Source organism: Pseudovibrio sp. W74, from assembly GCF_001623085.1.
GTDB lineage: Bacteria > Pseudomonadota > Alphaproteobacteria > Rhizobiales > Stappiaceae > Pseudovibrio.
The window spans coordinates 39944-65872 of sequence record NZ_LMCJ01000057.1 but is presented as its reverse complement, the minus strand read 5'-3'; the positions used below and the strand labels follow the sequence as shown (position 1 = coordinate 65872).

General features: G+C 50.9%; 17 protein-coding genes and 1 pseudogene. 9 read left to right on the top strand and 9 right to left on the bottom strand.

Translation table 11 applies throughout. The features are described 5' to 3' along the window. Window positions 1–9 precede the first annotated feature (9 nt). The 4 genes from PsW74_RS23260 (at window position 10) to PsW74_RS23245 (ending at window position 13561) form a co-directional block, all read left to right on the top strand. A complete protein-coding gene (locus PsW74_RS23260) occupies window positions 10–1743 on the top strand; it encodes a ShlB/FhaC/HecB family hemolysin secretion/activation protein (protein WP_063287236.1) in 1734 nt (577 codons plus the stop codon). A gap of 27 nt (window positions 1744–1770) precedes the next feature. Then, window positions 1771–12798 carry a hemagglutinin repeat-containing protein gene (locus PsW74_RS23255; RefSeq protein WP_193775916.1) on the top strand — a complete coding sequence of 3676 codons (11028 nt, stop codon included), beginning with the start codon at window positions 1771–1773 and terminating at the stop codon, window positions 12796–12798. Next, on the top strand, window positions 12798–13106 hold the full coding sequence (locus tag PsW74_RS23250; RefSeq protein ID WP_063287238.1) for a hypothetical protein: 309 nt from the start codon (window positions 12798–12800) through the stop codon (window positions 13104–13106). Before PsW74_RS23255 ends, PsW74_RS23250 begins: the two co-directional genes overlap by 1 nt. 65 nt (window positions 13107–13171) lie before the next feature. After that, the gene (locus tag PsW74_RS23245; protein ID WP_063287239.1) at window positions 13172–13561 is read left to right on the top strand and encodes a hypothetical protein; all 390 of its coding nucleotides are present in this window, start codon (window positions 13172–13174) and stop codon (window positions 13559–13561) included. 25 nt (window positions 13562–13586) lie between these two features. Here the strand turns inward: PsW74_RS23245 and PsW74_RS23240 are convergent, their stop codons facing one another. From PsW74_RS23240 to PsW74_RS23210, 7 genes and pseudogenes are all read right to left on the bottom strand, one after another. Beyond that, window positions 13587–14141 carry a recombinase family protein gene (locus PsW74_RS23240; RefSeq protein WP_063287240.1) on the bottom strand — a complete coding sequence of 185 codons (555 nt, stop codon included), beginning with the start codon at window positions 14139–14141 and terminating at the stop codon, window positions 13587–13589. A 123-nt stretch (window positions 14142–14264) separates the two neighbouring features. Then, a complete protein-coding gene (locus PsW74_RS29995; RefSeq protein WP_244271731.1) occupies window positions 14265–14684 on the bottom strand; it encodes a transposase in 420 nt (139 codons plus the stop codon). 81 nt (window positions 14685–14765) lie between these two features. Continuing rightward, window positions 14766–14938: pseudogene (locus PsW74_RS29990) on the bottom strand (hypothetical protein); the annotation flags it as partial. Window positions 14939–15598: 660 nt separating this feature from the next. Continuing rightward, entirely contained in the window at window positions 15599–16081 is a 483-nt protein-coding gene (locus PsW74_RS29985; RefSeq protein WP_063287242.1) for a hypothetical protein, read from the bottom strand. 99 nt (window positions 16082–16180) lie between these two features. Further along, the gene (locus tag PsW74_RS29980) at window positions 16181–16597 is read right to left on the bottom strand and encodes a DUF4158 domain-containing protein (RefSeq protein ID WP_063305877.1); all 417 of its coding nucleotides are present in this window, start codon (window positions 16595–16597) and stop codon (window positions 16181–16183) included. A gap of 1039 nt (window positions 16598–17636) precedes the next feature. Further along, complete coding sequence (locus PsW74_RS23215; protein WP_063287439.1) at window positions 17637–18290, bottom strand: ribonuclease HII; 654 nt, start codon at window positions 18288–18290, stop codon at window positions 17637–17639. 53 nt (window positions 18291–18343) lie between these two features. Beyond that, a complete protein-coding gene (locus PsW74_RS23210) occupies window positions 18344–19399 on the bottom strand; it encodes a PA0069 family radical SAM protein (protein WP_244271732.1) in 1056 nt (351 codons plus the stop codon). 185 nt (window positions 19400–19584) lie between these two features. Between PsW74_RS23210 and PsW74_RS23205 the strand changes: the two genes are divergently transcribed. The 4 genes from PsW74_RS23205 to PsW74_RS23190 all read left to right on the top strand — a co-directional run bounded on the left by PsW74_RS23205 (window position 19585) and on the right by PsW74_RS23190 (window position 23940). Further along, the gene (locus PsW74_RS23205; protein WP_063287245.1) at window positions 19585–20178 is read left to right on the top strand and encodes a glycosyltransferase; all 594 of its coding nucleotides are present in this window, start codon (window positions 19585–19587) and stop codon (window positions 20176–20178) included. Between the two features lie 23 nt (window positions 20179–20201). Further along, window positions 20202–20882 carry a ceramidase domain-containing protein gene (locus tag PsW74_RS23200; RefSeq protein ID WP_057464855.1) on the top strand — a complete coding sequence of 227 codons (681 nt, stop codon included), beginning with the start codon at window positions 20202–20204 and terminating at the stop codon, window positions 20880–20882. A 118-nt stretch (window positions 20883–21000) separates the two neighbouring features. Beyond that, window positions 21001–23325 carry an NADP-dependent malic enzyme gene (locus tag PsW74_RS23195; RefSeq protein ID WP_057464856.1) on the top strand — a complete coding sequence of 775 codons (2325 nt, stop codon included), beginning with the start codon at window positions 21001–21003 and terminating at the stop codon, window positions 23323–23325. 120 nt (window positions 23326–23445) lie between these two features. After that, on the top strand, window positions 23446–23940 hold the full coding sequence (locus PsW74_RS23190; protein ID WP_057464857.1) for an Mpo1-like protein: 495 nt from the start codon (window positions 23446–23448) through the stop codon (window positions 23938–23940). A 24-nt stretch (window positions 23941–23964) separates the two neighbouring features. On the opposite strand, the gene PsW74_RS29025 is transcribed toward PsW74_RS23190, so the two are convergent. Then, window positions 23965–24135, bottom strand: coding sequence for a hypothetical protein (locus PsW74_RS29025; RefSeq protein WP_162531840.1), 171 nt, complete (start codon window positions 24133–24135; stop codon window positions 23965–23967). Window positions 24136–24243: 108 nt separating this feature from the next. Between PsW74_RS29025 and PsW74_RS23185 the strand changes: the two genes are divergently transcribed. Further along, window positions 24244–25155, top strand: coding sequence for a LysR substrate-binding domain-containing protein (locus PsW74_RS23185; RefSeq protein WP_057464858.1), 912 nt, complete (start codon window positions 24244–24246; stop codon window positions 25153–25155). A 62-nt stretch (window positions 25156–25217) separates the two neighbouring features. On the opposite strand, the gene PsW74_RS29020 is transcribed toward PsW74_RS23185, so the two are convergent. Then, a partial coding sequence (locus tag PsW74_RS29020; RefSeq protein ID WP_244277897.1) for a DALR anticodon-binding domain-containing protein occupies window positions 25218–25929 on the bottom strand: 712 nt, incomplete at its 5' end.

Sequence of the window (25929 nt, the reverse complement as noted above, 5' to 3'; positions counted from 1 at the left end):
TTTGTTTTCATGATTTTTCTGCACAAATTTGTTGCACCCTTTATTCTGTCTCTTTGTGTTGCCTCAAATATTGCCCGGGCACAGCCAGTTCCTGATCAGATTTTGAAGGATCAGGAAAACATTATCATACGCGAACAGGAACAGCGCCGCCTTGAACAAGAACGGATACTTGGTGATCATAAGCAGGTCAGTCGGCAAAAATCTCAAAAATTAGAACTGCTATCAGGGCAAGAGAGCGCTTGTTTTGATGTCCAGGAGATCGTGCTGCTTGGTGAACTCAAGGAACCTGTATCAGAACTCAAAAGCGAACTTATCTCTTTTGAAGGAAGGTGCCTTGGCGCAGTTGGTTTGCAGAACGTTCTACGGCAGATCACAAACTATTATATTGCAAAAGGGTTTGTCACATCGCGGGCTTATTTGAAGCCTCAGGATATTTCTGTAGGACGACTGGAAGTTTTGGTTGTCGAAGGTAACGTTGATGAAGTGATCATTTTGGAAGGTGATACTAAACGTTCCAGACCTCAGCAAATTACAGGCAATCGACAGGGACATATCCTTAATATTCGCGACTTTGAGCAAGGGCTCGATCAAATCAACCGTCTGGGCTCCAAAACTGCCAAAATCAGAATTGAGCCAGGGGACGCGATCGGCAGCAGCCGGGTCTATATTGATGTTCAAGACACCTACGCAGCCAATATATCTACTCAGCTCAATAACGAAGGCTCAAAATCAACAGGACGCCATCAACTCTCTGGGTCTGTTACCCTCGAAGACACCTTGGGCTTTTATGAGAGCCTGACAGTCAGTGCGAAGACCACACTGGATTATCTGGATCGCAATGTCTATTCACGCTCGATCAACGGATATGCCTCAATTCCCTGGCATTACCTAACACTGTCTGTGAGCGGTTCCTTCCAGCAATATGCATCAGAGGTAACGTCTGCAGTTCAAAGTTTTGGCTATAACGGAGACAGCTGGGAAGCACGTTTGGGCGCTGATTTTGTTGCCTATCGCGATAAGACCAATCAGTTTCTTTTGAGTGCCGGTCTCACTTTGAAAGAAAGCCGCAACTTCGTTACTGGCAGATACATTGATGCCTCCAGCAAGCGGCTGTCTATTGTCGATGTATCAGGAGCATGGACAGGCCAGGTCTTTCAAGGGGCAGGAAACGTCAAATTATCCTGGCGTCAGGGCATTGATGCGTTTGCCGCGCACGCTGACACTATTTTTAGTGAGAGGACTCCAAGAGGTCAGTTTTCCGAAGTGGAGCTATCTGCGTCCTGGCGCAAGGGCTGGCAAACCCAAAATGGTCCGATAGGGCTATCATTCAAAGGTTTCGCCTCTGCCTCGCCACATACTCTGGTTGCCAGTGAACGGATTGGGCTTGGAGGTCCTGGCAGTGTACGCGGGTTTCGTGATGACAGCCTGTCAGGCGACATTGGCGGGTATCTGCAAACTGAGATGTCATGGTCTCCGGATGTTGCCTCTTTTCCGCAGGTTTTGCAGAAAGTGCTTGGCCGGCCACAGTTGTTTGCAGGTCTTGATGGCGGCCGGATTGCCTTTGATGGACATGATCCCAACGAAGGTGGGGGAATGGCAGGCAGCGTTTTAGGGCTGCGCCTGTCAGGTGGTTTGTTATCCGGCCAACTTGCCTATGAGCGCCCACTTTATCATCCCGAGTTTGTTTCTGCTCCGCAGCGCGGTTTTGTGCGGGCGCAACTACGCCTGAGCGCACAATTTTGATCATTAAGGTTTGTCATGAAGAAGTTTTTGAATTCGTTTTTTTGTGCAGCCTTTCTTACTCAAGGCATTATCCCAGCCTACGCGCAAAGCCTCACACCTGATCCAAATTCCAATACCCCAGGTGTTTTGGAAGCTCCTAATGGCGTGCCAGTGGTCAACATCGTTACGCCCACCAGCTCAGGTCTGTCACACAACAAGTTCCTTGACTTCAATGTGGGCAAAGACGGTCTGATCCTGAATAATTCCACCCAGATGAGCCCGTCAAATCTTGGTGGGATCATCGAGCAAAATCCCAACCTTAAAAACGGAGCGGCCTCCCTCATCTTAAACGAGGTGACCTCCTCAAATCGGTCTTTGTTGCAAGGACCTACCGAGGTTCACGGTCAGGCAGCAGATTATATCCTCGTCAATCCCAACGGCATGAGCTGTAATGGATGCGGATTCATCAACATCCCGCGAGCAACGCTCTCAACCGGTGTGCCACATATTGAAGATGGCAGACTTAAGGAGATTGTTGTTGATCAAGGCTCTGTTACCATCGGCCCCAACGGCCTGAGCGCTCAGGAAACAGACTACTTTGATATTGTTGCACGCAGCATTGAGGTCAATGGACAGATCAATGCAGGCGATTATCTGGGCCTGTTTGCCGGACGAAATACCTATGATCCTGCAACGGGCAACATCACCGCTCGCACTGATGATGGCTCTGACAAACCTAAGTTTGGCATCGATTCCTCGGCTCTAGGCGGCATGTATGCAGGCAAGATCACGCTGGTTGGAACTGAGGACGGTGTCGGCGTACGCGCTCCTGATAGTATTGTCGCTGCCAGTGGTGGCTTTACACTTGATGCATCCGGAAAGATTTCGCTGGGAAGCGTAAATAGTGCTGGTCCCACACGCGTGGTTTCCAGGAAGAATGTGGAGGTGCGTAACAGTTCGGTTGTTTACGCCGCCGATACTCTGGAGTTTAAAGCTGGAGGTGATCTTGTTCTTTCTCCAGAAGCCGTGGTTGCCGCTGCTGGCGATATTACGCTGAACGCCCGTAACATCCTGGCAAATGGCCGGGATATTGCAGCTGGGATTGATCGGGAAGGCAAGGCTCTTGAAGCAAGAGGTAAACTCACACTCACAGCCCGGCAAGACCTACAGCTGGGTGCGAATACTGTTCTTCGTGCCGGAAAAAATGCTTCTTTACAGGCAAAAACCATCAATCAGCAAGGCAGAGTGAGTGCCGAAGGCAAAGCTACTATTACAGCAAAGAGTTACTCTGTCTCAGGAGCAAATAGCAAGCTAAGCGCCGGATCGATCCTGATCAATGCCGCAGATGCAGTCGTTCTTGGTGAGGAGACACAAGGGCTTCTTTCCAAATCCGATCTGGGCATTACTGGTGGGCAGATATCTTTGTTGGCAGATGTTTTTGCAAAAGATACTGTCACTTTGAATTCAAAAGGTACGCTCGTTGTTGGTAAGGCGTTGGAAACAGACGGCAACTTGACTGTTAAGGCTGGGGATGCACGCCTTCTTGAACAAGCATCAGTGCTTGCTAAAGGCACTCTGGACTTGACTTCAGCAGCAGCGCTTTCCATCTTGGGAGCGCTGGAAAGTGCCGGGGCAATGAGCCTTAAAAGTGGCGCTCTGACCATTTCCAGTGGTGCACGGGTTATTGCTAAGGGCAATCTGATCAGCACATCGTCTTCCGTTCAAAATGCAGGCTTGCTTGCTTCTTTGAGTAACCTTTCCCTTACAAGTGATGGGGATGTGAGGCTTGAAGATGGCAGCTATGTTCGCTCTTCAGGACGCGGAACCTTCACAATTGGTGGGGATCTGAGTGTTGGAGCCAAAGCCTTACACCGGACAACCACACTTTATAGCGGCAAAGCCCTTGATCTTAAACTAAACGGCGCACTGATCCTTACAGATGAGCGCGCAGGTATATCAAGTGCTAAGTCGCTGGAGATAGATGCAGCACGCCTTGATGTGGCCGGGCAGATCCTCAGCGCAGACACGCTGGACCTGACCTTGACCAATGCAGGCACCTCCAACCTTGAGGCAACCAGCAGACTGGCAAGCAATAACACCTTGACCGTTCGAGGTTTGAGCCAGGATACTCACCTGATCAACTCCGGAGAGCTTTATGGACAGCAAGGCATAGATGTCAGATTGACTGGTACGCTCACCAACAATACCTCTACCGCGCGCATCCGTTCGGGCGAGACTCTACGCCTTGTCGCACAGACCATTGAAAACACTGGCACGCTTCAGGCCAACGATGAGCTGAAGGTTGAAGCCAGCAATGGCGGCATTACACAAACCAGTTCTGGCCAGACGGTCAGCCTTGCCGGGTCTATTGACTTAGATAGCGCAGGTCACACTCAGCTGGCAGGTGTGACACAAGCAGCAACAAGCCTGAATCTGGATGGTCAGGTCGGTCTTACTGTCACAGGTAGCCTTGCTGTAAAAAAGGGTGCGGCAACGATCCGGGTAAGAGATGCTCTTGCGCTGACAAATGGAAGTGCCATTTCTGCATCTGACCTTTTGGATGTTCAAGCTGGCAGCATTGATAGTGATGGCGCACTAAACGGTGCGAGCACGAGTGTTGAGAGCTTAACTGGCGATATCTTTCTTGGAAACACAGGCACCATTCAGGCTGAACAAGGTGATCTCACCATCACGTCTGCAGGCAACTTTGACCATCAGGGCAAAGTGATCTCCTTTGGTAAACTCACGGTAGGTGCAGACGGCAGCTACAGACAACACGGAGATCTGGCCCAGACAAAAGCCAAAGCTGCTCTTGATATCAGTGCAGCAGACATTTCGTTAGCTGGCGAAGTCACAGGCCTGGACAGCGTTACGCTCACAGCGCGCGATGGTGACTTAAACGTGGTCACTGGTGCAGAATTGTTTGCATCAAAGGAGGTGTCTTTAACGGCGGCACGAACACTGAACATTGCAACTAACACAAGTCTGTCCAGCATTGAGGCAATGCAGTTGGAAGGTGCGAGCCTTGTCACTTCTGGTGAGATCCAGGCAAATGATGCGATCTCGATTACCACCCGAGAAGGCGGCTTGATCCACTCAGGCACCATAAAAGCGAACTTGAATGGAGAGGTCGGGCTCTCAGGAGAATATGGTCTGAAGCTCTCGCTCCAGGGTGATCTGGTCAATACGGGAACTTTGACAAGTGGCAGTTCAGTTTGGGCCGAGCTTGCCGGTTATTCTGGTCCTGGTGTTTTGACCAGTGTCTCAGATATGGATCTGAATGCCAGCGGTGCAATGACTGTTGGATCCGGTGGACAGATATTTTCCAAAGGTAATATGGATCTGGATGCAGCAAGCCTTACTGTCTCCAGTGCGTTGGAAAGTGCTCAGGATCTGAACATTGATACCGGGGCACTGACTATTAGTAGGACCGGGCATATCCTGTCTGAGGGAGATTTTGTCGGAACTGTAACCTCTCTCGACAATGCCGGTGTTCTGGCCTCCCTTTCTGATTTGACCTTAGCAAGTTCGGGGAACCTGACGCTGCAAGATGGCAGCTACTTGCAAGCTTCAGGCGCTGGCACGTTGTCTGTCGACGGTGATCTTTCCATCGGTGCGCATGCTGCGGATCGAACAGCTACACTTTATGGAGCTGGTGCACTTTCTATCACGGCGCAGGGCACCGTGCGCCTTGAGAAGGCAACCGCTTCGATTGCGACACCGGGCATACTTTCCCTAAAGGCAGGCGCTCTTGATGTCAAAGGCCAGATTGCCAGCAACAACAATCTGGATCTTACATTGTTGGGGGCTGGCACCTCTGCCATTACCAGTAGTGGACGGATTTCCAGTAGCACCGGAAGGCTGACACTGCGCGGCCTGACAGATGGAACACATCTGCAAAACTCTGGTTTGATCTTTGGCCAGAGCGGCGCAGATCTGCGCCTTGTTGGCAAGCTGACCAATGAGGCTGCGGCCTTGATCCGTTCGGATGCAAATCTGAAGGTGAAAGCGCAGAGCGTTGAGAATGCTGGCACACTTCAATCACAAGAGGAACTAAAGGTTGAAGCAACCCTTGGGTCTTTGACACAAGCCAGCTCAGGCCAGATGGTGAGTTTTGCAAGCCATGTTGATCTTGATAGCGCGGGTCTGGTTACGCTCGATGGTATTACACAGGCCGCAACGTCCCTTACCCTTGATAGTGATAATGGTCTGACCCTTTCCGGGAACCTGGTAACGCAGACAGGTGATGCGTCCCTGAAGGTTACTGGAGCATTCAACCAGTATGCAGGTAGTACCCTCTCTGCTGCAGGTCTTGTGAAAACGCAGGCCTCTACTCTTGATGTGAACGGAACATTCAGCGGAAAGGCTGTGTCTCTTGAGAGCCTGAGCAGCGATATTATGATTGGATCAGGCGCGCTTATCCAGTCGAAGCAAGAGAACCTGATTGTAAAATCTGCCAGCGAAGTTGATCATCAGGGAAAGCTAATCTCTCTTGGCGCGCTTGAGGTGGATGCGACAGGGAGCTACACCCAGCGTAGCAGTGCCCAGACCAGCGCACAGCAAGGCATTGATATAAGTGCCTCCAGCATCGCCATCAGTGGAGAGCTTCGCGGCTTGGATGACCTCACGCTTACAGCCCGCGATGGTGATCTGAACCTGCACACCGGAAGCGATCTTGATGCAGGCGCAGATCTGAACCTTTCGGCTGGAAACGACCTGACGATTGCTGGTGATCTAAATACCAGCAATATGATGAACCTGAGCGCTGGCGCTGCTCTTATTATCGAAGCAAATGGCGAGCTCACCTCGCTCAGCACACTGGACCTGGAGGCTGATACACTTTCAAACGCTGGTCTGGTACAGGCTAATGATACGCTCACTCTGACTGGACGTACTGGGGGTCTGACCAACACTGGTCAGATAAAAGCCAATCTAGCTGGCGAAGATGAACGTACAGGTGAACATGGTCTCAAGCTGTCCCTCCAAGGTGATCTGGTCAACAGTGGCAGTCTTTATAGTGGCAGCTCTCTTTTTGCACAGATTGAAGATTATTCAGGTCCAGGCACCCTAGCCAGTATCGCCGCCATGGATCTGAATGCTGATGGAGCCGTTACGATAGGAACTGGTGGTCAGGTCATCTCTCAAGGTCATCTGAACGTGACTGCTGACGCGCTGAGCATTGCTGGATCTTTGGAGAGCGCTGGTGATATGAACCTTACCAGCGATGGGCTCACCATAAACAGTGGCGGTAGGGTTGTCTCGGAGCAGGCTGCAATTCTCATTCTTGATCAGGATTTGAGTGTTGAGAACACAGCGGAACTTCACGCAGGTGCACTCAATGTCAACGCAGCAAATATCTCTAACGAGGGGACAATCAGCGCGGCGACAGCACTGGGTCTTGCCGCGGGCAATAGCCTCACCAACACAGCGACCGCAAGCATTCTTTCCAATGGGTCATTAAGTCTTCAAGCCAAAACATTAAGCAATAATGGCGGCATTAACTCTTCTGTTAGCACCACAGTCAGCCTTTTGGATATGGCTGGTGCAGCGCTCACCAATACTGCTACAGCACGATTGGAAAGTCTTGGCCAGCTCACAATCTCTGGCCGCTCCATTGCCAATGAGGGGCTGTTCTCTGGTGGTACCGGATTTACATTCACCACAAGCGGAGATGTGGCCATCAAGGAAGGGGCTGTCTGGCAGGCTCGTTCTGGTATCTTCACGCTGACCGCTGACGGTGTTCACAACGAAGGCGCTTTGGTCAGTGGGCAGGATCTGCTGGTGCACAGCAACACGCTCAACAACGATGGTGGGCTCATCCTTGCCAAACGCGACCTGACACTTGAGGGCCAGAGCACAGGTACGCGCAGCACGCAGCTTCTCAATCATAACGGTGGCGCAATTGAATCTCTTGAAGGCGACATCATCCTGCGCACGGAAGATCTGCAAAACCTCACGCAAGTCACAAAAACACTCAAAACATACGAATACGCAAACAATTACAAGACAGGCTATTATCCACCGGAATGGCTTAATCCAAGGTCTCCAGGTTATTTAGGCGGCAGCCGTAACAACAATGTTTACGTAAATAATGGTTACATCGGAGGGTATAGCTACGGTACCATGTGGGACCGCTCTGAAGGGCCAACAGGGTATATATTTCTTCCAGACATAGTACAAATTGAAAAAATTCTAGAAGACAAAGGGGCGACACCTGAAGAATGGAATCCCAACTGGTGGAACGAGTATGCGCCAACTAGCCTGGCGACATTTGATCCGGCAGCTGGCCATCTGGAGCGCTGGAATGTCCTCTCTCCGGATGAGGAACATAAAGTACCAAGTGGCGGCCAGGCGATTGTCTACATTGAGCAAGAAGAGCTAGATTACAAAACTGCTCAGGCCAGAATCTCAACAGGCCTCGGCAATATAGTCATTGATGCTGGGTCTATCCTTAACAAAAGCAGTCAGATCAGTGCCGTTGGCGATCTAACAATCGATGGTGACAGTCTGGACAACAAAGGTGTTTCCGCGTCCAGAACATACGGCGTCAAACTCAGCTATAACTCCAGGAGGGAGCACAGAGGATTTGGTTGGTTAGGACAAATACCAAAGTCCGATCAAAAAACAGTTGAGACCTCCACAGTTGCCGCTGCTCCCGGCATTATCCATGCAGGCGGTACACTGAGCGGAAACCTGTCGGGAACGCTCACCAATGCAGCTGCAGATGACGTCGCCTCTTCAGAGCTTGATCTGAAAAATGCTTCTGCAGTTGAGACTGATTTTGGCGCGAAAGGGCTCACAGAAGAAGATAGTCTTGAACCAAATACGGGTGGGCAGGTTACAGCAGAAGAGGCTGACGCAGATGAAGCCTCTGGAGATAGTGAAAGCTATACTTTAGCCAACAACACTCAGATCCTGCAGACAAATGCAAGTGATCTTACCAAAGGCGACAGCCTTGATGGCTCTACAATCAGCGTTCCTACACCTTTGATACCAGGCCTGGGCTCCATTGATGACCTTGAATTTGGTGACCTTGATCTGGATGATCCTGCCACCCTCAATCCGCGAGAGACCTCTGGCCAGGACTTTCTGCGCACGCTTGGCCTGACCACCAATCCGCAGCTGTTCACACCTGCACAGGATGACAAAACCTATCTGATTGAGACCCGGTTTGAGTTCGTCGATCAGACCAGTTTCTTTGGCCTGCCGTACTTTGCCGAAAAGCTTGGCATTCAAAGTCTGGATCACTACGGGCAGTCATTGGGTGACCCGTATTTTGATACCCGTCTGATTACGGACCAGGTCATTGCTGCAACTGGTGATCGCTGGATTTCCGATGGGGTTGGATCTGATGCCGATCAGGTTCGCGAGCTCATGCATAATGCGGCTGAGCAAAGTGAAACCCTTGATCTGACCTATGGTGTATCCCTGTCTGACGATCAAGTTGCACAGTTGACACAAGACATTGTCTGGTACGAAAAAACCGTTGTTGCAGGTCACGAAGTTCTGATTCCCCGCCTTTACCTGGCGGATGCGAAAAACCGACGCAATACGGATGGGGCGATTATTGTTGCTGGCAGCGTCAATCTCAGCGCAGGCGAGGTCATCAACACACGCGGGAAGATCTCAGGCAAAAAAGACGTCCTGATCGCCGCCCAGGGCACACTGACCAACAGTTCTGGCACAATCTCCGGTGAAACTGTCGAATTGGCCGCCAATGAGATTGTTGTTGAGACACTCACCACAACCACCGGTAACGGTCAGGACCGTGTTGGCACCATTGTGCGCGAAATTGGCTCGGTCTCGGCGGAAAACTCTTTGATCCTGAAGAGCACCGGCGACACGCTGATCGCTGGCGGGGATCTGTCCAGTGGTGGGACATTGGAAATAGGCACTGGCGGCAATCTCAAAGTCACTGGAGTTGAAGCCAGGTCTCACTTTGATTTTGAGACCAAAGGCAATGGTGTTCACCGCGTTGGTGTTGAGGATAAAACCCGGTATGTGACCTCTTCCATTCAAGTGGCCGATGATCTGAAGCTGAAGTCAGAAAAGGACATCACGCTTGAAGGCGCTTTGATTGCCAGTGATGGCACCGCCTCCATAGAGGCTAATGATGATGTCACCATCTCCGCGCTGGAAGAAAGCACGTATAGCTTCAGTAACTCAAAACATAAGGGTTTTCTGTCCGGCAAAACCCGCCGCCGGGAGACGTCCAGCACCGAACAGGTGGGAACGGTGGTCGCGACTGTCGATGATCTGGACATCAAATCAAACACTGGCTCTGTTGATATCACAGCCTCTGCGATTTCCAGTGAAGCAGATGTCACTTTGGAAGCAGCCAAAGACGTCAATCTGAACACGGCAGAAAACACGTTCCAGGAAGATGTGCTGAAGAAAAGCCATGGCTTCTTTGCTGAAGTTGGCGGGGGAAGCGCAACAGTTGGCTACAAATCACAAAAGCACAAGTTCAACACAGATGTAACCACCAACGTGGTGTCCTCTGTCTCCGGTGAGAACATCAGTATCAAGGCTGGTGAGGATGTGAACTCCATCGCTGCGGTCCTTAATGCGGACAATGATCTGAGCGTAACCGCTGAAGGTGACATCAACCTTGAGGCTGTCAATGACAATTATGAACACTCCGAGAGCCACCGGGTTGATACCGTTGCTCTCAGCGTCAGTGTTTTTGAAAATGTCTCAGGTGCGGTGAAGACACTGGTGGAGACACCAAAGGCCGCAACAGCAGGTAAGGGGAATGTCGGATATCAGGCGATCACGGCCGTCTCCGCTGCCGTGAAAGCAGCTGATGCAGCTAATACTCTTGTCGATATTGCGCAAAATGGCGGTACGGTCGCCGGGATCACCAGTAGCCTGACGGTTTCCAGTGAAAAGAGCAGATCACACGAGGAAAGCTCTGCTGCGAAAGTCTCTGTACTCAACGCTGGCAATGACCTGACGTTGATCGCGGGTGAGGATATCACCAGTGAAGGGGCTCAAATTGATGTGGGCGGCGATGCAGCCCTTGATGCGGGCGGCGAGATGACCCTTGGCGCTGCCGACAACACCATGGCAAGTTCCGGCAAGAACTCATCTAAATCCGCAGGTATCTCGGTCACAGCAGGGATCAGCCGGAAAGGTGACATATCTGTCAGTGCTGGGGTCAATGCCAGCATTCAAAACGGCAAACACGAAAGCGAGCAGACTTATAAAACCAACAGCAAACTGAATGTTGCAGGCAATCTGGACCTGACATCCGGTGCTGATACCACGCTCAAAGGTGCGCAAGTCACGGCCAGGACAGCTGATCTGGATGTGGGCGGCGATCTGAACATTGAGAGCATTCAGGATACCGGCAGCAACTCATCAAGCTCTGCTGGTGCTTCCGGAGGGATCTCGGTGGACATCTTCTCAGGCAATGTCTCCGGCAATCTTAGCGTCAACGGCAGCAAAGGCGAAGGCTCCAGGGCCTGGGTCACCGAGCAAACCGGCATTGTCACGGAGGAAACCCTTGAGATTGATGTGGCTGGCAATACGGACCTCACAGGCGGGTTGATTGCGTCCGATACGGATGACCTAACCCTTTCCACCGGCACACTCACCTTCAGCGATATTGATGACCACGACAAGCAGTCCAACATTGGCGGCTCTGTTGGCGTCAACTTCGCCGTGCCGGGCTCAAAAGATACAGACAAGAAGCCGGATACCCAGTCTGATGGTCAACCTGACAACACCTCAGATCAGACCGACAGCCAGGAAACTGAAGCAGACCCATCCTACGGCGGTCAGTTTGAGGGCAGTTACGCCAACCGCGACAAGCGCCAGATCACCCGCGCCACGGTCGGCGAAGGTGAGATCATCATCCGCGATGAGGACAGGCAGCAGGAGCTTGAGGACAGCGGTGAGACCGAGAGCGTCGATGAGCTCAACCGCGATGTCAACCTCGCGCAGGAAGTCACAAAAGACGTGGAAGAGTATGTCGGCGTCTATGTGTCAGATACGGCGGTAAAGGCAGTATCAGAGGTTGGTGCTGCGATTGTTGAAACCTTTGCATCACTGATCACAGATCAAGCAGGTTCTAGTCCGGAAGTTAAAGAGGCCGTGAATGAGATAATTCAGGATCTTGCAGATGGCAAAGTAACTCCTGCAGAAGTAAAAGCATGTGCAAGCCAGCAAAGTTTTAGCATCTTCGACTTCTTTATCAGCCCAGCATACGCCGATGGTGTATGTGGGCGATATATGCTTGAAGCAATTAGTCTCTGCGCTGATTTTATAGATAATATGCGTGAAGGAGTAGTTGAAAGCGGGGCTTCACTGCTACAGCAATTTGAAGAACGTATGGTAGCGGAACCAGAAAAATTTGAAGACTTCGCTCGTGTACTTGGGATCTTTCCTAGCAGCTTAGCAATGGCTCCTTTAGCAAATGAAATTCAGAGCATTCTAGCGGAAAATCCTGAAGATTTAGCAGCAATAGAAAATGCCATTGATGCATTTATTGATCCTCAAATTGAAGCAATTAAGGAGGGCACTCTTTCTCCAGAGGTTGCAACCACGATCGCGGTTGGTGCTGCTTTATTAATTGCAAAAGCAACACCAAAAAAACTTCGTTCGAAAGTCATTTCAGCCACAAACAAACGGCTTTCAAGAATACTACAGCAAGCTCAGACTTCAGTCTGGAAAGCTAAAGGCTTCAATAATGAGCAAATTTCAACCGCAAGAACGCTTGGTCTGAAACCTAAGTGGATCAATAAAGACGGTAGCATTCATTGGCCTCGCAATGATGGTTTCTTAGGCAAACCGCAAAATGTCATCTTGCAGCCAGGAATGAAAATCGATAGGTACGGTCAAACCACAGGAGGATATCTGTCGCCAGTTGGGACTCCTTTTGAAAAAAGAGCATTGCCCCCAAACTCGGCAAATATGCCTTATACAGTCTATGAAGTTTTAAAGCCTATACCTGTGAAAAAAGGTCCTGCGGCGCCATGGTTTGGACAACCTGGGGGTGGAACTCAGTTCCAATTACAGAAGGCTAGAGTTCAAGATCTTATTGATGATGGTTACATAGGGATTGTAAACTAATGGCCAGAAATGAAGCCAAAATTCTTTCACTTCTACGCTACTCTTTGACACGCAAAGGAGTAGCAAAAACTCAATACTACATTGGTGATGAAGGTGAAGAGTACGCTCTAAATGATGCATTTTGCCTTCTTAAGTCAAAAAATGACGTGTGGAAGGTATTGTATATTGAACGTGGAGTACCAAGCCAAGAAGCTCAGCATGCATCATTTCGCAACGCAGTTACTGATTTTTATTGGCGTCTAATTCGGAAAGACACGCCTTGGGATTTCCGTACTGAATGGGAGAAGGAAACAGGAGACACTCTATAACAAGTAACGTTCTACATAACGTCAAGCCGCTTCATTTGCCAGTATCATGGGACGAAAGTCAAACAATGGACTTAGCCAACAATAAAAATAGAATACCTTCAGTTAAAGAATTTGAGGCTGCGGATCGAGAAACGGAAGAGGAATTTAAGGGCCTTTCACATGTTGAAGCGGTAATTAATGAAACATTCTCAAGCCAAAATATTTTCTACAAAATACATATTTTTCCGGGGGGAGTAAGTAACGAGTTTACTGCGATCGTTTTTTATAAGCTCAATAAAGATTTGCTCTTAGCAAAAGAAACTGATCTCTCTCAAGAATTACGAACTGCGATTTTGCTAGAGCTCGAAAAGGTAGGGCGTGGAGCACGTAACACAATCAAACTCAACTTTGTAGAAGACAGTGATGAAAATGTTAAGGAAAAGTTTGGTGGAGACTATTTCTTACGATTGAGATGATGAAAACACACACTGAATATAATCGTTAACCATTCTTCACCTTGTATACTGTCCCTCTTGAGATACCAAGTTCACGAGCAATGATTGTTGGGCTCTGGCCTGAGGCAAGGCGTGTTTCAATCTCGGTCTTATCGATCTGCGGCGGTCGGCCTTTGTAAACACCTCTTTTCTTCGCCGCCGCAATGCCTTCCGCTTGCCGCTCACGCCGCAGACTGGTTTCAAACTCTGCAAAGACACCGAGCATATCGAAGAAGGCTTTGCCTGCCGCCGTTGAGGTATCGACAGGCTGCTCAGTTGCATAAAGATGAGCACCTTTGTCTTGCAATCGCCGTGCAATAATCTGCAGGTCATGCATAGATCGGGCGAGCCGATCAATGCGCGTGACTACCAGAGTTTCACCGGAATGAATGAAGTCCAGAATTGTCTGTAACTCAACACGATCTTTGAGTGTTCCGGCACTCTTCTGTTCCGTACGGATCAAGTGACATCCAGCCGCTTCCAATGCATGAACCTGGGTATCCAGGTTCTGGTCCGTAGTAGAGGTGCGCGCATATCCGATACGAGATGAGGATTTGTTCATTTTGGGTGTGCTACTAGCCATTTCTGTTCACTAACACAGATTATACCTAAAATGAACATGGATCTACGTGCAATTGGTGTTCATTCGAGAGCGTATTTTGAGTATACTCAAATTATCACCTAGTCATGCAGCTAGCTTACTTTCAAAGTCTATGCGCTGTTCCAGATCAAGCTCAAATCGGCCATAAGGATTGATGTGACTGTATATCAGCGGTGTCAGACCTCGGTAATCTTCTGCGGCAAGTCGGCCAGCCCAAACAGGATCTGAAAGCACCGATTGCACCATGCGGGTGCTGACGTAAACCAGCGAGGCCTGCAACAGGTGCAGAGACAGGGCCGAGATCTCCTGATCTTCAATGCGGTTACTAGCAATCTCCCCGCCCTTGCCGAAGAATACAAAGCCGTTGGCGCTGTTCCAGTTCTCCACCACATTGAGCCCTTCGTTGATTTCGCGACGATATTTTTCAGAGCGCAGATATCGGCACAAGAAAATTGTCTTGATAGCTCGACCCAGTTCAGCCAGCGCTTTATAGGTTGAGTGCATAACTTCGGAGCGGGCAAAGCGGCCGGATGAATATAGTTGCGGCGCACACGCAGCAACTCCTCATAGCTGATATCGGCGAGACCACCGGCAATACGTTTGAGGCCCGCATTTGTGCCAAGGCCGTAAAGGCAAAGTAACAATCGCTGATCACGGACATTGCGAGCCAGCACCTCACGACTTGCAGAGGTCTCACAGCGGTCCAAGTATCCAGTTCCAAGGGCAGCTTCTTTAAGCGTATCCAATAGTCCCGTCATTGGCCATTGACGAGTGATTTGCGCTTTTAAAGAGACCAGCCCTTTGGGTTCCGGCGCAGGTTCAAACGGACTGACAGAGATCCGGTTCTTGCCGGTCCAACGCAGCCTGACCTTGTCATTGTGAGGCAGGGATGCATTGAGCTGACGTAGCTCATCCTCCAATGTCTTTCTGACTTCAGACACAAATGCTTCTGCATCTCGTGTCAACTTCAGCCCCGCATAATATGTGTCGTGGCGCTCGGCAAAATCCTTTGGCAGGTCTGCATCCGGATTTCGATAACGATCTGCTCCCACTACCCAGATTTCCTTGGCACGAATTCGCTCACGCAACTGGGTCAGGAGGTACAGTTCAAAGGAAATCACATTCACGCGGCCTTTGTCATCAATCACGCTGCCACGCCATTTAGTTGGAATGGCTTCTATCGGAACATCATCCTCAGAAGCAAACCGCTTGCCTGCCTTATGCAGCTTCGTAATACAGGTCAATCCCTCTAGCACAGCGCGCCAGGCTGCGTTGTTGGATCTGAATTCCAGGACAGAAAGAAGCAGTGGTAGCATGCGGCGATAATGTGAGGCATATGACCCACGCATCACAAACTGAATTTGACGATCCAGAGTTCCTTTTGAGCGGTACTCCTTGACAATCGTTGATAGTTTCTGCTACCCGGCGACCGGATAGATCACATTACAGATCCGCCCCTCCGGGTGTTCCATGGAGGCCACGGCAATCTCTGCCAGCAAGCGCTCCTTACCGTGAACCTTCTCGATTTCACGGCTAATGTCCTTAATCACCTTGCGCTTTGATTTTGCATTGATCCGATGGATCTGTTCCACCAGAAGGTCAATCACCCGATCAATCATCTGGGACTTGCGGACTATCAGATAAAGAGCGAACAGGCCTAATCGGCGCTCAACGCTGTGTCTACGCATCTGCGAAGCCGTTTCTGCACTCACCCGTCGCACGAGCTGGTCAATGAAGGAGCGCTCAACTTCCTTAAGAACATGTTCTGGAAGCTGTAAGCTTTCAACAAACTGAAGGCGTTCAGTTGCGGCCAGAATGTTGTCCAGCGTTGCCCCGCCGTTATCATCTTTCAGGCGTGAAAATCCGGTCGAAACATCCGGCTCCACCAATGAAGTTTCCATCTTTACAATGGCTTCCTGAGAAAGCTGACTGACAATTTTTTGCAGGAACTCTTTCTGAAACTCTCGGCGTGCGGAACGAACAACACGTTCAACGATATTTCAGGAGGGCGCAAACACCTTCTTCTCAAGACACCACAGATAGGCAATCGAAATCAGTTCTTCAACAGCATTGACGTGACCACAATGCTCGCATCGTAGCCAGTGTGCTAGCTGAGTTCTATGCTTATCTGACATCCGCTCAAAGCCGAGATACTGTACAATCTCCATCATATGGCGGCGTGCAGAACGGCTTTGAAAGTTATAGTCAAATGTGACCGGGCGATTTCCACCGAGCTGATCACTCAGATAGTTTAAAACCTCTTCGCCAACCTGAATATCTTCATCTGCAAAGTAACCAAAGTGCTGAAGGTGTTTGAGTTGAAGTGCAACGCCGAGACGAGTCCGCGTATTGTAGCCATTGATGAAAGTGAGATCGTCGAATGACAGTTCCCACGTAAGACTAAAAGTCTGATCCATTGCAACTCTTTCCTAACCTAAAGAAAAAGTCACTTTGGCGAGCAAACATGTCTTAAATGGTGATGTTCAGCATTTGTTCCTCAAGGTGGCCAAATATGCAGCTATGTGTCCATTGGGCCTATTAGGTTGGCAAATGCGGAGATAGATAAATTCTACACGAAGGGCGCACCAATCAAAATATCCACGAGCGGATCATCGGCGGAGATGATCGACATACAGCGTTTACTTCTGCAAACGCAGGAAACTTGGCAAAAGCACTTTGGATGATCTAGAGGCACGATCATCACCATCTGAGAGGGTGAATCCAATTCAGAGATGCTTTGTGTGCCGTGCAGGTCGCGTCGCGTTAAAGAGGATCCAGAACACCTGAACCCCAAGCAGAAAGATGTAGACTTTGAGTATGGTGAATGGGAACAGAGACATAGCGATTAGATCTGCAAAAATGTTCCTCTGATTCAAAGCCTTTAACTGCGGACCGTCTTTAGCTTGGAGAGAGTATCCGAACCCATCAAACTGGAAATAGACACCAAGGTGCTCCGCTTTCTGGGGGGATGTGGGAAGGGAATGGCCGGAGCATTTTTCGACTACTTTTGCCGATTGGGTTTCACCCAATGGGGATCCGCTAAATGAATACAGCTGGAAGCTTGGACTTGGAGCGCGCTTGTGTGTGCAATCAATGACACGATTATCCGGAGAGATCCTGAATACTCCAGTGACAGCTGTCTTTCCTAAGAAGAAACCAGAGAGAAATCCATGCTCTCGATGGTAAATCTGTATGCGATTCCAATAGGGCACGTAGGTTACAACAAATTCACCATCAACTGACAGTTCAGTATGTTCTACGAGTGGAAGCTCGACATGTGTGAGTTTGCTCCCACCATGGAAATAAGCAACTCCATGAATCAGAAAGCTCATGAATAGAGATAGGGCAAAATATAAAATGAAACAGCGCGCGAGCCTGTTTGTAAATAACTGTTTTAAATCGTCGGATGTCATCATATTACTGCTGAAAGCCACCCCCGTATTCAACCTGACCAGACTACCCCTCAATCATCTCCCGAATAGGCCGGAAGGAACAGCGGTGGAGCGGGGTTACGCCGTGTGCTGCCAGCGCCTCCTGATGCTGTTTGGTGCCGTAGCCTTTGTGTTTGGCAAAGCCGTACTCCGGGAGGTACCTGTCCATCTTCACCATCAGACGGTCTCTCGTCACCTTGGCAACGATAGAAGCAGCTGAGATGGCGAGGCAGCGGCCATCACCCTTGATCAGCGCTTGCCCTTCCTGCGGCAGGTGATGGGGCACATCCTTGCCATCAATGAAGAACCGTTTCACCGGAACGCTGAGCGAGCGGGCGCAGGTGCGCATGCCCTGCAAGGTTGCTTCGCGAATGTTGATCCGGTCAACGGTCTGCGCACTTTGCACGCACACACTCACATCAGCCATCTCAAGGATCTGCTCAAAGAGCTCCTCGCGCTTGGCCTCGGTCAACTTCTTGGAATCGTTCAGTCCCTCTGGCAGGTTGTCGTAATCGAGGCTGGCTGCTGCAACCACCACAGGGCCAGCCCATGGCCCGCGCCCGGCTTCATCAATACCGGCAAACCGCCCTTGCAGGTCTTGCTCAACAGAGCGCTCAAAGCGCAGGTCAGGAGCATCAGGAAAGGCGATATCAAAGAGGGAGTTTGCAAAATACGACATGCGCCTCATTGCCATGCAGCCCGGCAGCTTTCAAGCATCAAAACACGCCTCGTCTACAACAATGAAAGCTGCACACCGCCGCAAGTTGGTTTGATGAAATGGTCACAGGACAACTTCATTGAGCGCGAGGATAAACCCTTGCTCTTACACGCCAGCTGAAAGCGCTTTGCCAGCTGGTCAGCGTAAGGACCTTTACCCTTGAAGCGCTGCGTCCACTGAGCGTCATAGTCCTTTCCATCACGCATGGAACGCAAAAGGCTCAGCACACGCCGGTAACTGCCCGGAGCTTCCCGCAAAAGCCATTCCTTGAAGAGTTCAGAAACCTCTCGAGGAAGGCGCAGCAAAATGTAACTGGCCTCTGTCGCACCATGCTCCTTACAAACCTCAAGAATGCTCTCAAGTTCATGATCCGTCAGTCCGGGAATGATCGGAGCTGCCAGCACAGCGGTTGGAATACCCGCATCAGACAGTGCCTTGATCGCTTGCAAACGGCGAGGCGGCGTTGACGCGCGCGGTTCAAGGCTCCGCGCGATCTTCCGGTCCAGTGTGGTCACAGAAATTGCCACCTTTGCCAGATTACGCTCTGCCATTTCGCTGAGAATATCGATGTCCCGCATGACCAGCGCTGACTTGGTGACAATGGTCACCGGATGGCCCGTCTTGTTCAAAACCTCCAGAACATCGCGCATGATTTTGTGCGTGCGTTCAATCGGCTGATAGGGATCAGTGTTGGTGCCAATCGCAATGGGTTTGGGTTGATAAGAGGATGCACCCAGCTCCCGCTCCAGCACCTGTGCTGCATTGGGCTTGGCAAACAAGCGGCTTTCAAAATCCAGCCCTGGCGACAAGCCCATATACGCATGGGTTGGCCGCGCAAAGCAGTAGATGCAGCCATGCTCACAGCCCCGATACGGATTGATCGAGCGATCAAAAGGCAGGTCAGGAGAGCTGTTCTTGGTGATCACATGCCGCGCAGTCTCAATCTGCACTTCTGTCTTGATCGGCGGAAGTTCATCAATTGTTCCCCAGCCATCATCCATCAGTTCCCGGCTTTCCGCCTCAAACCGGCCAGCTTTGTTGGAATGTGCCGCACGGCCCCGACCTGTCATGTTGACCGGGAGCGAAGATCCCAAAGGATCAGCGGCCACAGTTTCGGCCCTGTGATTTTGTGCAGTTGACATGGGGCATGCACTTTCATCTTCTTATGAGAACATAAGTGGAACATTGCTCAAAATATCTGGATTTGCAAGCCTTTACTTTCCAAAGATAAGGCAAATCACTGTAAGCTGTTGGAATGATTAGCGCACTTATTCCCACCTATAACAGCGAGCACCGGCTGGTGCTCACCCTGTCCGCTCTGGTTCCGGCTTCCGCAGAAGGCATCCTGAAAGAAGTCATTATCACCGACGAAGGCTCATCTGATGGGACCGAGATTGTCGCGGATGCCAGCGGTGCGGATTTCGTCAGCACCACCTCAAAATCTGGTTTCGCTCTGGCCGAAGGGCTCAAACGGTGCACCCGTTCCAACTGGGTTTTGCTCATTCAGCCCGGCGCTATTCTGCAAGCGGGCTGGCAGGCAGAAGCCGTATCCTTCATAGAGAGCGCGGAGCGGGTCGGAACTGAGCAGAATCTGGTCGGTGTGTTTCCCAGCCGCACAGAAGAATTCGGCACTGTGGCACAGCTCAAGCAGAAACTTATCACCCTCACGCATCGCTTGCTAAAAGCATCATGCCACCAGCTCCCCATGCTGATCTACAAAGACCACCTGCAACAAGCGCTGGCGAACGCGTCAGGAATGAACCGGCAAGATCAGCTCCAGAAGGTTTTGAGGGCTAGCCGGGTCCATTGGTTGAACGGTACAGTGATCTTTCAAAATACGGCGAGATAACGCGGTACCAGCTTGGAGGGCTCATGGATTGGAATCGACACCTGAACCAATACTGCGAGCGCACCTCCGATGCATTCTGGTCTGAGCCACTCAATGCAGCGAGCAACGCTGCTTTTATCATTGCCGCGCTGATTGCCCTTCAATTCTGGTTGAACGCACGCAGTAACGCAAAAAAAACGCATTCAACGCAAACCAACGCACAAGATAACGCAGCTTTGGTTCTCATTGCTCTGCTGACCATAATTGGGATTGGCTCATTCCTGTTCCACACCTTCGCAACCCTCTGGTCAATGCTGGCTGATGTCATCCCGATTGCGATCTTCATGCTGGTTTACTTCTACCTTGCCACGCGTCGATACATGGATGCCAACCTCTTGATATCACTGGGCGCAACGCTGCTCTTCTTTGGGGCAATGGCATTTGGCCCAAGGCTGTTTGAGGGGATACTCGGATCCACTGCTGGCTACTTCCCGGCACTCCTCGCAATCCTGCTTTTTGCAGGCCTGACCCGCAGCAAAAAAAGGCAAACATCCAACGCTCTGTTAGCCGCAGGCGTAGTCTTCGCACTTTCGATGAGTTTCCGGATTTTGGACGAGCCAATTTGCTCGATTTTGCCAGTTGGAACACATTCCTTGTGGCATATTTTGAATGCAATTGTTTTGCTTATTCTAATTCGCGCATTTATACGCTTTAAGACGTATTGAGATACTGCAAAATCCTAGGCGATGGTCTAGTTTTTGCAAAACTGCGACATCTGAACCGGAAGTCATAGTGATTCCCGGTGGCGAGCCGCTCATTCACTCGGTCAGGCAAGAATAGACGATGACGGACAAAAAACGCCCTACCTCCGGCGAACTCGATGAACAAGCGCTCTTTTACCATGAGTATCCGCGCGCGGGTAAATTGGAAATTCAGGCAACTAAGCCATTGGGAAACCAGCGAGATTTGGCGCTTGCCTATTCTCCGGGTGTGGCTGCTCCGTGTTTGGCAATCCATAAGGATGAGTCAAAAGCGGCTGACTATACCGCACGTCAAAACCTTGTTGGTGTCATCTCCAATGGTACCGCAGTTCTGGGTTTAGGCGCGATTGGTCCTTTGGCATCCAAGCCGGTGATGGAAGGTAAGGCTGTCCTCTTCAAGAAGTTCGCTGGCATTGATGTATTCGACATCGAAGTCGACGAGACCAACGTTGATAAGTTCGTTGATGCAGTTGGCGTTTTGGAGCCAACTTTCGGCGGTATCAACCTGGAAGACATCAAAGCGCCAGAGTGTTTCCAGATCGAGAAACGCCTGCGCGAAAGAATGAATATCCCGGTTTTCCATGATGATCAGCACGGTACCGCGATCATCGTGTCAGCTGCGGTGCGCAATGGCATGGAGCTCTCCGGCAAAAAGCTGGATGAGATTAAAGTCGTTGCTTCCGGCGCGGGCGCTGCAGCGCTGGCCTGTCTTAACTTGCTGGTGTCCTCCGGTGTAAAGCGCGAGAACATCTGGGTCTCTGACATCGAGGGTGTTGTCTACGAAGGCCGCGAAGCCCTTATGGATGAATGGAAATCCGTATTTGCGCAGAAAACCGACAAGCGCACGCTGGATGATATCATCGAAGGCGCTGACGTCTTCATCGGCTTGTCAGCAGCTGGTGTGCTGAAGCCGGAGATGGTCGCCAAGATGGCAAAATGCCCCTTGGTGATGGGCCTTGCCAACCCGAACCCGGAAATTATGCCGGAAGATGCACTGGCTGTTCGTGACGATGTGGTCATGTGTACAGGTCGTTCGGATTACCCGAACCAGGTGAATAACGTCCTCTGCTTCCCATACATCTTCCGCGGTGCTCTGGATGTTGGCGCAACGGCCATCAACGAAGAAATGAAGCTGGCCGCTGTTGAGGCAATTGCCGCTCTGGCACGGGAAGAACCGACCGATGTGGTGGCCAAAGCCTACGGCGGTGTCACCCACACATTCGGCCCGAACTACCTCATTCCATCCCCGTTCGATAACCGCTTGATCCTGCGCATTGCTCCTGCTGTTGCAAAAGCTGCCATGGAAACTGGCATCGCAACCCGCCCGATCGAAGATTTCGACGCCTACATGGATAAGCTGAACCGCTTCGTGTTCCGCTCTGGTATGGTGATGAAGCCAATCATCGCACAGGCAAAGGCAGATAAGCAGCGCGTTATCTACGCTGATGGTGAAGACGAACGTGTGCTGCGCGCCGCTCAGGTGGTGCTGGAAGAGGGCCTCGCGACACCAATCCTCATTGGTCGTCCGCAGGTTCTGGAAAACCGCTGTGAGCGCTTCGGCCTGCGCATTCGCCCGGGTACAGATTTTGAGTTTGTGAACCCGGAAGACGATCCACGCTACCGTTCCTATGTTGACACACTGGTGCAACTGGTTGGCCGGAAAGGCGTAACGCCGGAAGCTGCCAGAACGATGGTGCGTACAAACTCCACTGTCATTGGTGCACTGGCGTTGCATAGAGAAGAAGCTGATGCGCTGATCACAGGCCTCGAAGGCCGCTTTGACAAGCATCTGCGTGACATCAACAACATCATTGGTTGTTCCGAAGGTGTAACGGATTTCTCAACGCTCTCATTGCTGATCAACTCCAGCGGTGCGTACTTCCTTGCAGATACTTACGTCACTGAGTGTCCATCTGCTGAAGAGATTGCAGAGATCACACATCTGGCGTCTGAGCAGATCAAGCGCTTCGGCATCACACCGCGTGTTGCGCTGCTGTCCCACTCCAACTTCGGCTCCCGTCCGTCAGAAACCTCCAACAAGATGCGGGAAGCCCTGCAGATGGTTTGGAAACAGCTGCCAGAGCTGGAAGCTGAAGGTGAAATGCATGGTGATGCTGCGTTGAAGCCGGAAATTCTGAAACGCTACATGCCAGATGCGCATATCTCCGGTCCTGCCAACCTGCTGGTGTTCCCAACTCTGGACGCCTCCAACATCGCATTGAACCTCATCAAAGCAATGACAGACGCGCTTCATGTTGGTCCAATTTTGCTGGGCGCGAAGAAAACTGCTCACATCATCACGCCATCCGTGACCTCACGCGGCATCGTAAATATGACAGCACTTTCAGCTGTTGATGCACAATGTCGTAAGCAAAATGCAGGCGTTTGCCTGGCACCACATAGCTAAAACAACTCCTTCGGCGGGCACTGGTTAATATGCCCGCCGAAGTTTTGTCAGCTTGAAAATACCTTCCCCTTACGGCATGCTGATTGCATTGATACCGCTTGATATTACGGGGAGGGTAGTATGAGCTTTTCAGAAGCAACCGGGCGTCGCATTGATCGCCTGCTGGGCGAGTACGGCGAAAGCCACCAAAATCACAAAAACAAAGCCATTCACTGGATCTGTGTGCCGGTCATTTTCTGGACGGTAACCGCACTGCTGTGGTCTGTTCCAACACCGATCGGGTTGTCGAACATCTCGCCGTGGCTGAACTGGTGCACGATCGGGCTGGGGCTATCGATCATCTACTACCTGTCATTGTCCATCACTCTGGCAATCGGTATGGCCGTTTTCTCAGCATTGATGATTTGGATTAACATGACTTATCAGCAGTTTGGGCTTGGCATCCCACTCTGGCAGACAGCATTGGCAGTGTTTGTGATTGCTTGGGTGGGCCAGTTTATCGGCCATCATATTGAGGGGAAAAAGCCGTCTTTCTTTAAAGATCTGCAGTTCCTGTTGGTTGGACCTGCCTGGCTCATGCATTTCATTTTTAAAAAGATTGGCATCCCGTATTGAGGGACAAAATAAAAAACGCTGCTCTTAAGGCAGCGTTTTTTCTGGGTTGATGTAAACATCACCAATTTCGCGCGTATCCATCCGCTGAAGAGCAGGGTGTGAAAGTGGGTCAGCACAATAAGGCTTTGAGCCTGCAGCTGCTTTGGTCTTTCGGGGGGATTTTCCGCGCAACAGATCTTTAAAAAGATTTTTCATTGTCATTTCCTTTGTGACTTGATGGGGCGACAATGCGTCAATTGCATTGCAAGTGCTATCTGGAATAACTAAACCCCGGTTTAGATTTACTGCTCGGAACTGTCCTCGATGAAAAATCTCAATCAAGTCAGCCTCGCTGGCCTTCGCGTTGTTGAAGCCGTCGGGCGCCTGGGCTCCCTGAAAAATGCGGCTGAAGAGTTGGGCATTACGTCCGGCGCCGTCAGCCAGCAACTGCACAAAACCGAGCATCAGTTGGGCCGCCCGCTGTTCACTCGAGAGACAGGCGGATTGAAGCTGACCAGCCTTGGCGCCGAGATTTGTCACGAACTCACATCAGGCCTCAAGCAAATCTCAGAGGCTGTCGCATTGGCAGACCGGGACAGAGAAGAAAGCCTCTTTCTATCTGTAGCTCCGCTGTTGGCTGAGAAATGGCTGGTCTGGCGCCTGAGCAGCTTCATGAAAGCCAATCCGGACATCAACCTCAGGCTGGATGCCAATGACCAGTTGGTGAACCTCAATCATTCCGATGTAGACGCCTGTGTCCGCGTCCATAAACGAGCGCCTGATGATGTTTACTCAGAGCGCCTGTGTGAGCACTTCATCTATCCGGTCTGCTCTCCTGAGATCGCAGAGCGCCTCAAAGAGCCACGGGATCTTCTGAATGAAGTGATCATCCGCGACTATAACTCCTATTACCGTTGGAGCGACTGGCTGGCCCCGTTTGGTCTCAAAGAAAGTCAGCTTCCAAGAGGTCACGGCTTCTCCAACGCATCTCTCTGCATGGATGCTGCAATTGCAGGCCACGGCGTGTTCTTGGGCTGGGATACGCTGGTTGCCAATGCTGTGAAGCAGGGTCAGTTGAAGATCCCGTTCGGTCACCGCTGTTCAACAGGGCGGTCCTACTGGTTCATCTGCAGGGAAGGGGCCTTGCGCAGCCCCAGTGTTCGCAAGCTGCGGGATTGGCTGAAAGAAGAAATCGCACAAACGGCGGTTGAGTACGAAAAAGCTGTCAAAGTCTAATCAAATAAAAAGCCCGGTAACTCAAGCGAGTCCCGGGCTTTAAAATGTCTTATGATGTTAGCTTAGCCAGCGATCTTTGAGAAATCAGCGACCTGATGAACAGCTGCACGAATTTCTGACAGGATCTTCAGACGGTTCTCGCGAACCTCCGGTTTTTCAGCATTCACGTGGATGTCGTCAAAGAAGCCGTCAACAGGACCGCGCAGCTTGGCAAGAGCAGCCATTGCAGCGGAGAAGTCAGCAGCATCAAGCAGCGGCTTGATTTCAACCAGAACGCTATCCAGCGCAGCTGCCAGGTCTTTTTCTGCCTGTTCTTCCAGCAAAGCAGCATCAGGCTTACCTGTAAAGGCTTTGCCGTCCTTCTTCTCTTCCGCACGCAGAATGTTTGCAGCACGCTTGTAACCTGCCAGCAGGTTGACCCCGTCTTCGCTGCCCAGCAATCCAGCAAGAGCTTCTGCCTGTTTCACGATCAGATTGATATCATCCTGACCACCACGAGCCAGAACCGCGTCAACCAAATCATGACGCACGCCTTTATCTTTCAGAACCACCTTCATGCGGTCTGCGAAGAAGCTGAGCAGATCATCAATCAGACCTGATTCCAGAGAGGTCTCAGGGATCTTGTCGGAAACGTTTGCCAGCACCACGTCAGCCGCTTTGGAAACCATGGAGAAGATGTCTTTAACAACGCCTTCGCCAGTTTTACCTTTGCCGATGAATGGAAGATCGGAGAGTGCACTTTCACCGCGTGCAGCTGCAATGTCTGCAAGGTTG

Coding starts and splice junctions, on each gene's coding strand:
- PsW74_RS23215 (WP_063287439.1), bottom strand. CDS start 18,290: ATGTCGTATTTTGCAAACTCCCTCTTTGATATCGCCTTTCCTGATGCT.
- PsW74_RS29980 (WP_063305877.1), bottom strand. CDS start 16,597: ATGGATCAGACTTTTAGTCTTACGTGGGAACTGTCATTCGACGATCTC.
- PsW74_RS29995 (WP_244271731.1), bottom strand. CDS start 14,684: ATGCACTCAACCTATAAAGCGCTGGCTGAACTGGGTCGAGCTATCAAG.
- PsW74_RS23190 (WP_057464857.1), top strand. CDS start 23,446: ATGAGCTTTTCAGAAGCAACCGGGCGTCGCATTGATCGCCTGCTGGGC.
- PsW74_RS29025 (WP_162531840.1), bottom strand. CDS start 24,135: ATGAAAAATCTTTTTAAAGATCTGTTGCGCGGAAAATCCCCCCGAAAG.
- PsW74_RS29985 (WP_063287242.1), bottom strand. CDS start 16,081: ATGGAAACTTCATTGGTGGAGCCGGATGTTTCGACCGGATTTTCACGC.
- PsW74_RS23185 (WP_057464858.1), top strand. CDS start 24,244: ATGAAAAATCTCAATCAAGTCAGCCTCGCTGGCCTTCGCGTTGTTGAA.
- PsW74_RS23245 (WP_063287239.1), top strand. CDS start 13,172: ATGGACTTAGCCAACAATAAAAATAGAATACCTTCAGTTAAAGAATTT.
- PsW74_RS23260 (WP_063287236.1), top strand. CDS start 10: ATGATTTTTCTGCACAAATTTGTTGCACCCTTTATTCTGTCTCTTTGT.
- PsW74_RS23250 (WP_063287238.1), top strand. CDS start 12,798: ATGGCCAGAAATGAAGCCAAAATTCTTTCACTTCTACGCTACTCTTTG.
- PsW74_RS23240 (WP_063287240.1), bottom strand. CDS start 14,141: ATGAACAAATCCTCATCTCGTATCGGATATGCGCGCACCTCTACTACG.
- PsW74_RS23195 (WP_057464856.1), top strand. CDS start 21,001: ATGACGGACAAAAAACGCCCTACCTCCGGCGAACTCGATGAACAAGCG.
- PsW74_RS23210 (WP_244271732.1), bottom strand. CDS start 19,399: ATGACAGGTCGGGGCCGTGCGGCACATTCCAACAAAGCTGGCCGGTTT.
- PsW74_RS23205 (WP_063287245.1), top strand. CDS start 19,585: ATGATTAGCGCACTTATTCCCACCTATAACAGCGAGCACCGGCTGGTG.
- PsW74_RS23200 (WP_057464855.1), top strand. CDS start 20,202: ATGGATTGGAATCGACACCTGAACCAATACTGCGAGCGCACCTCCGAT.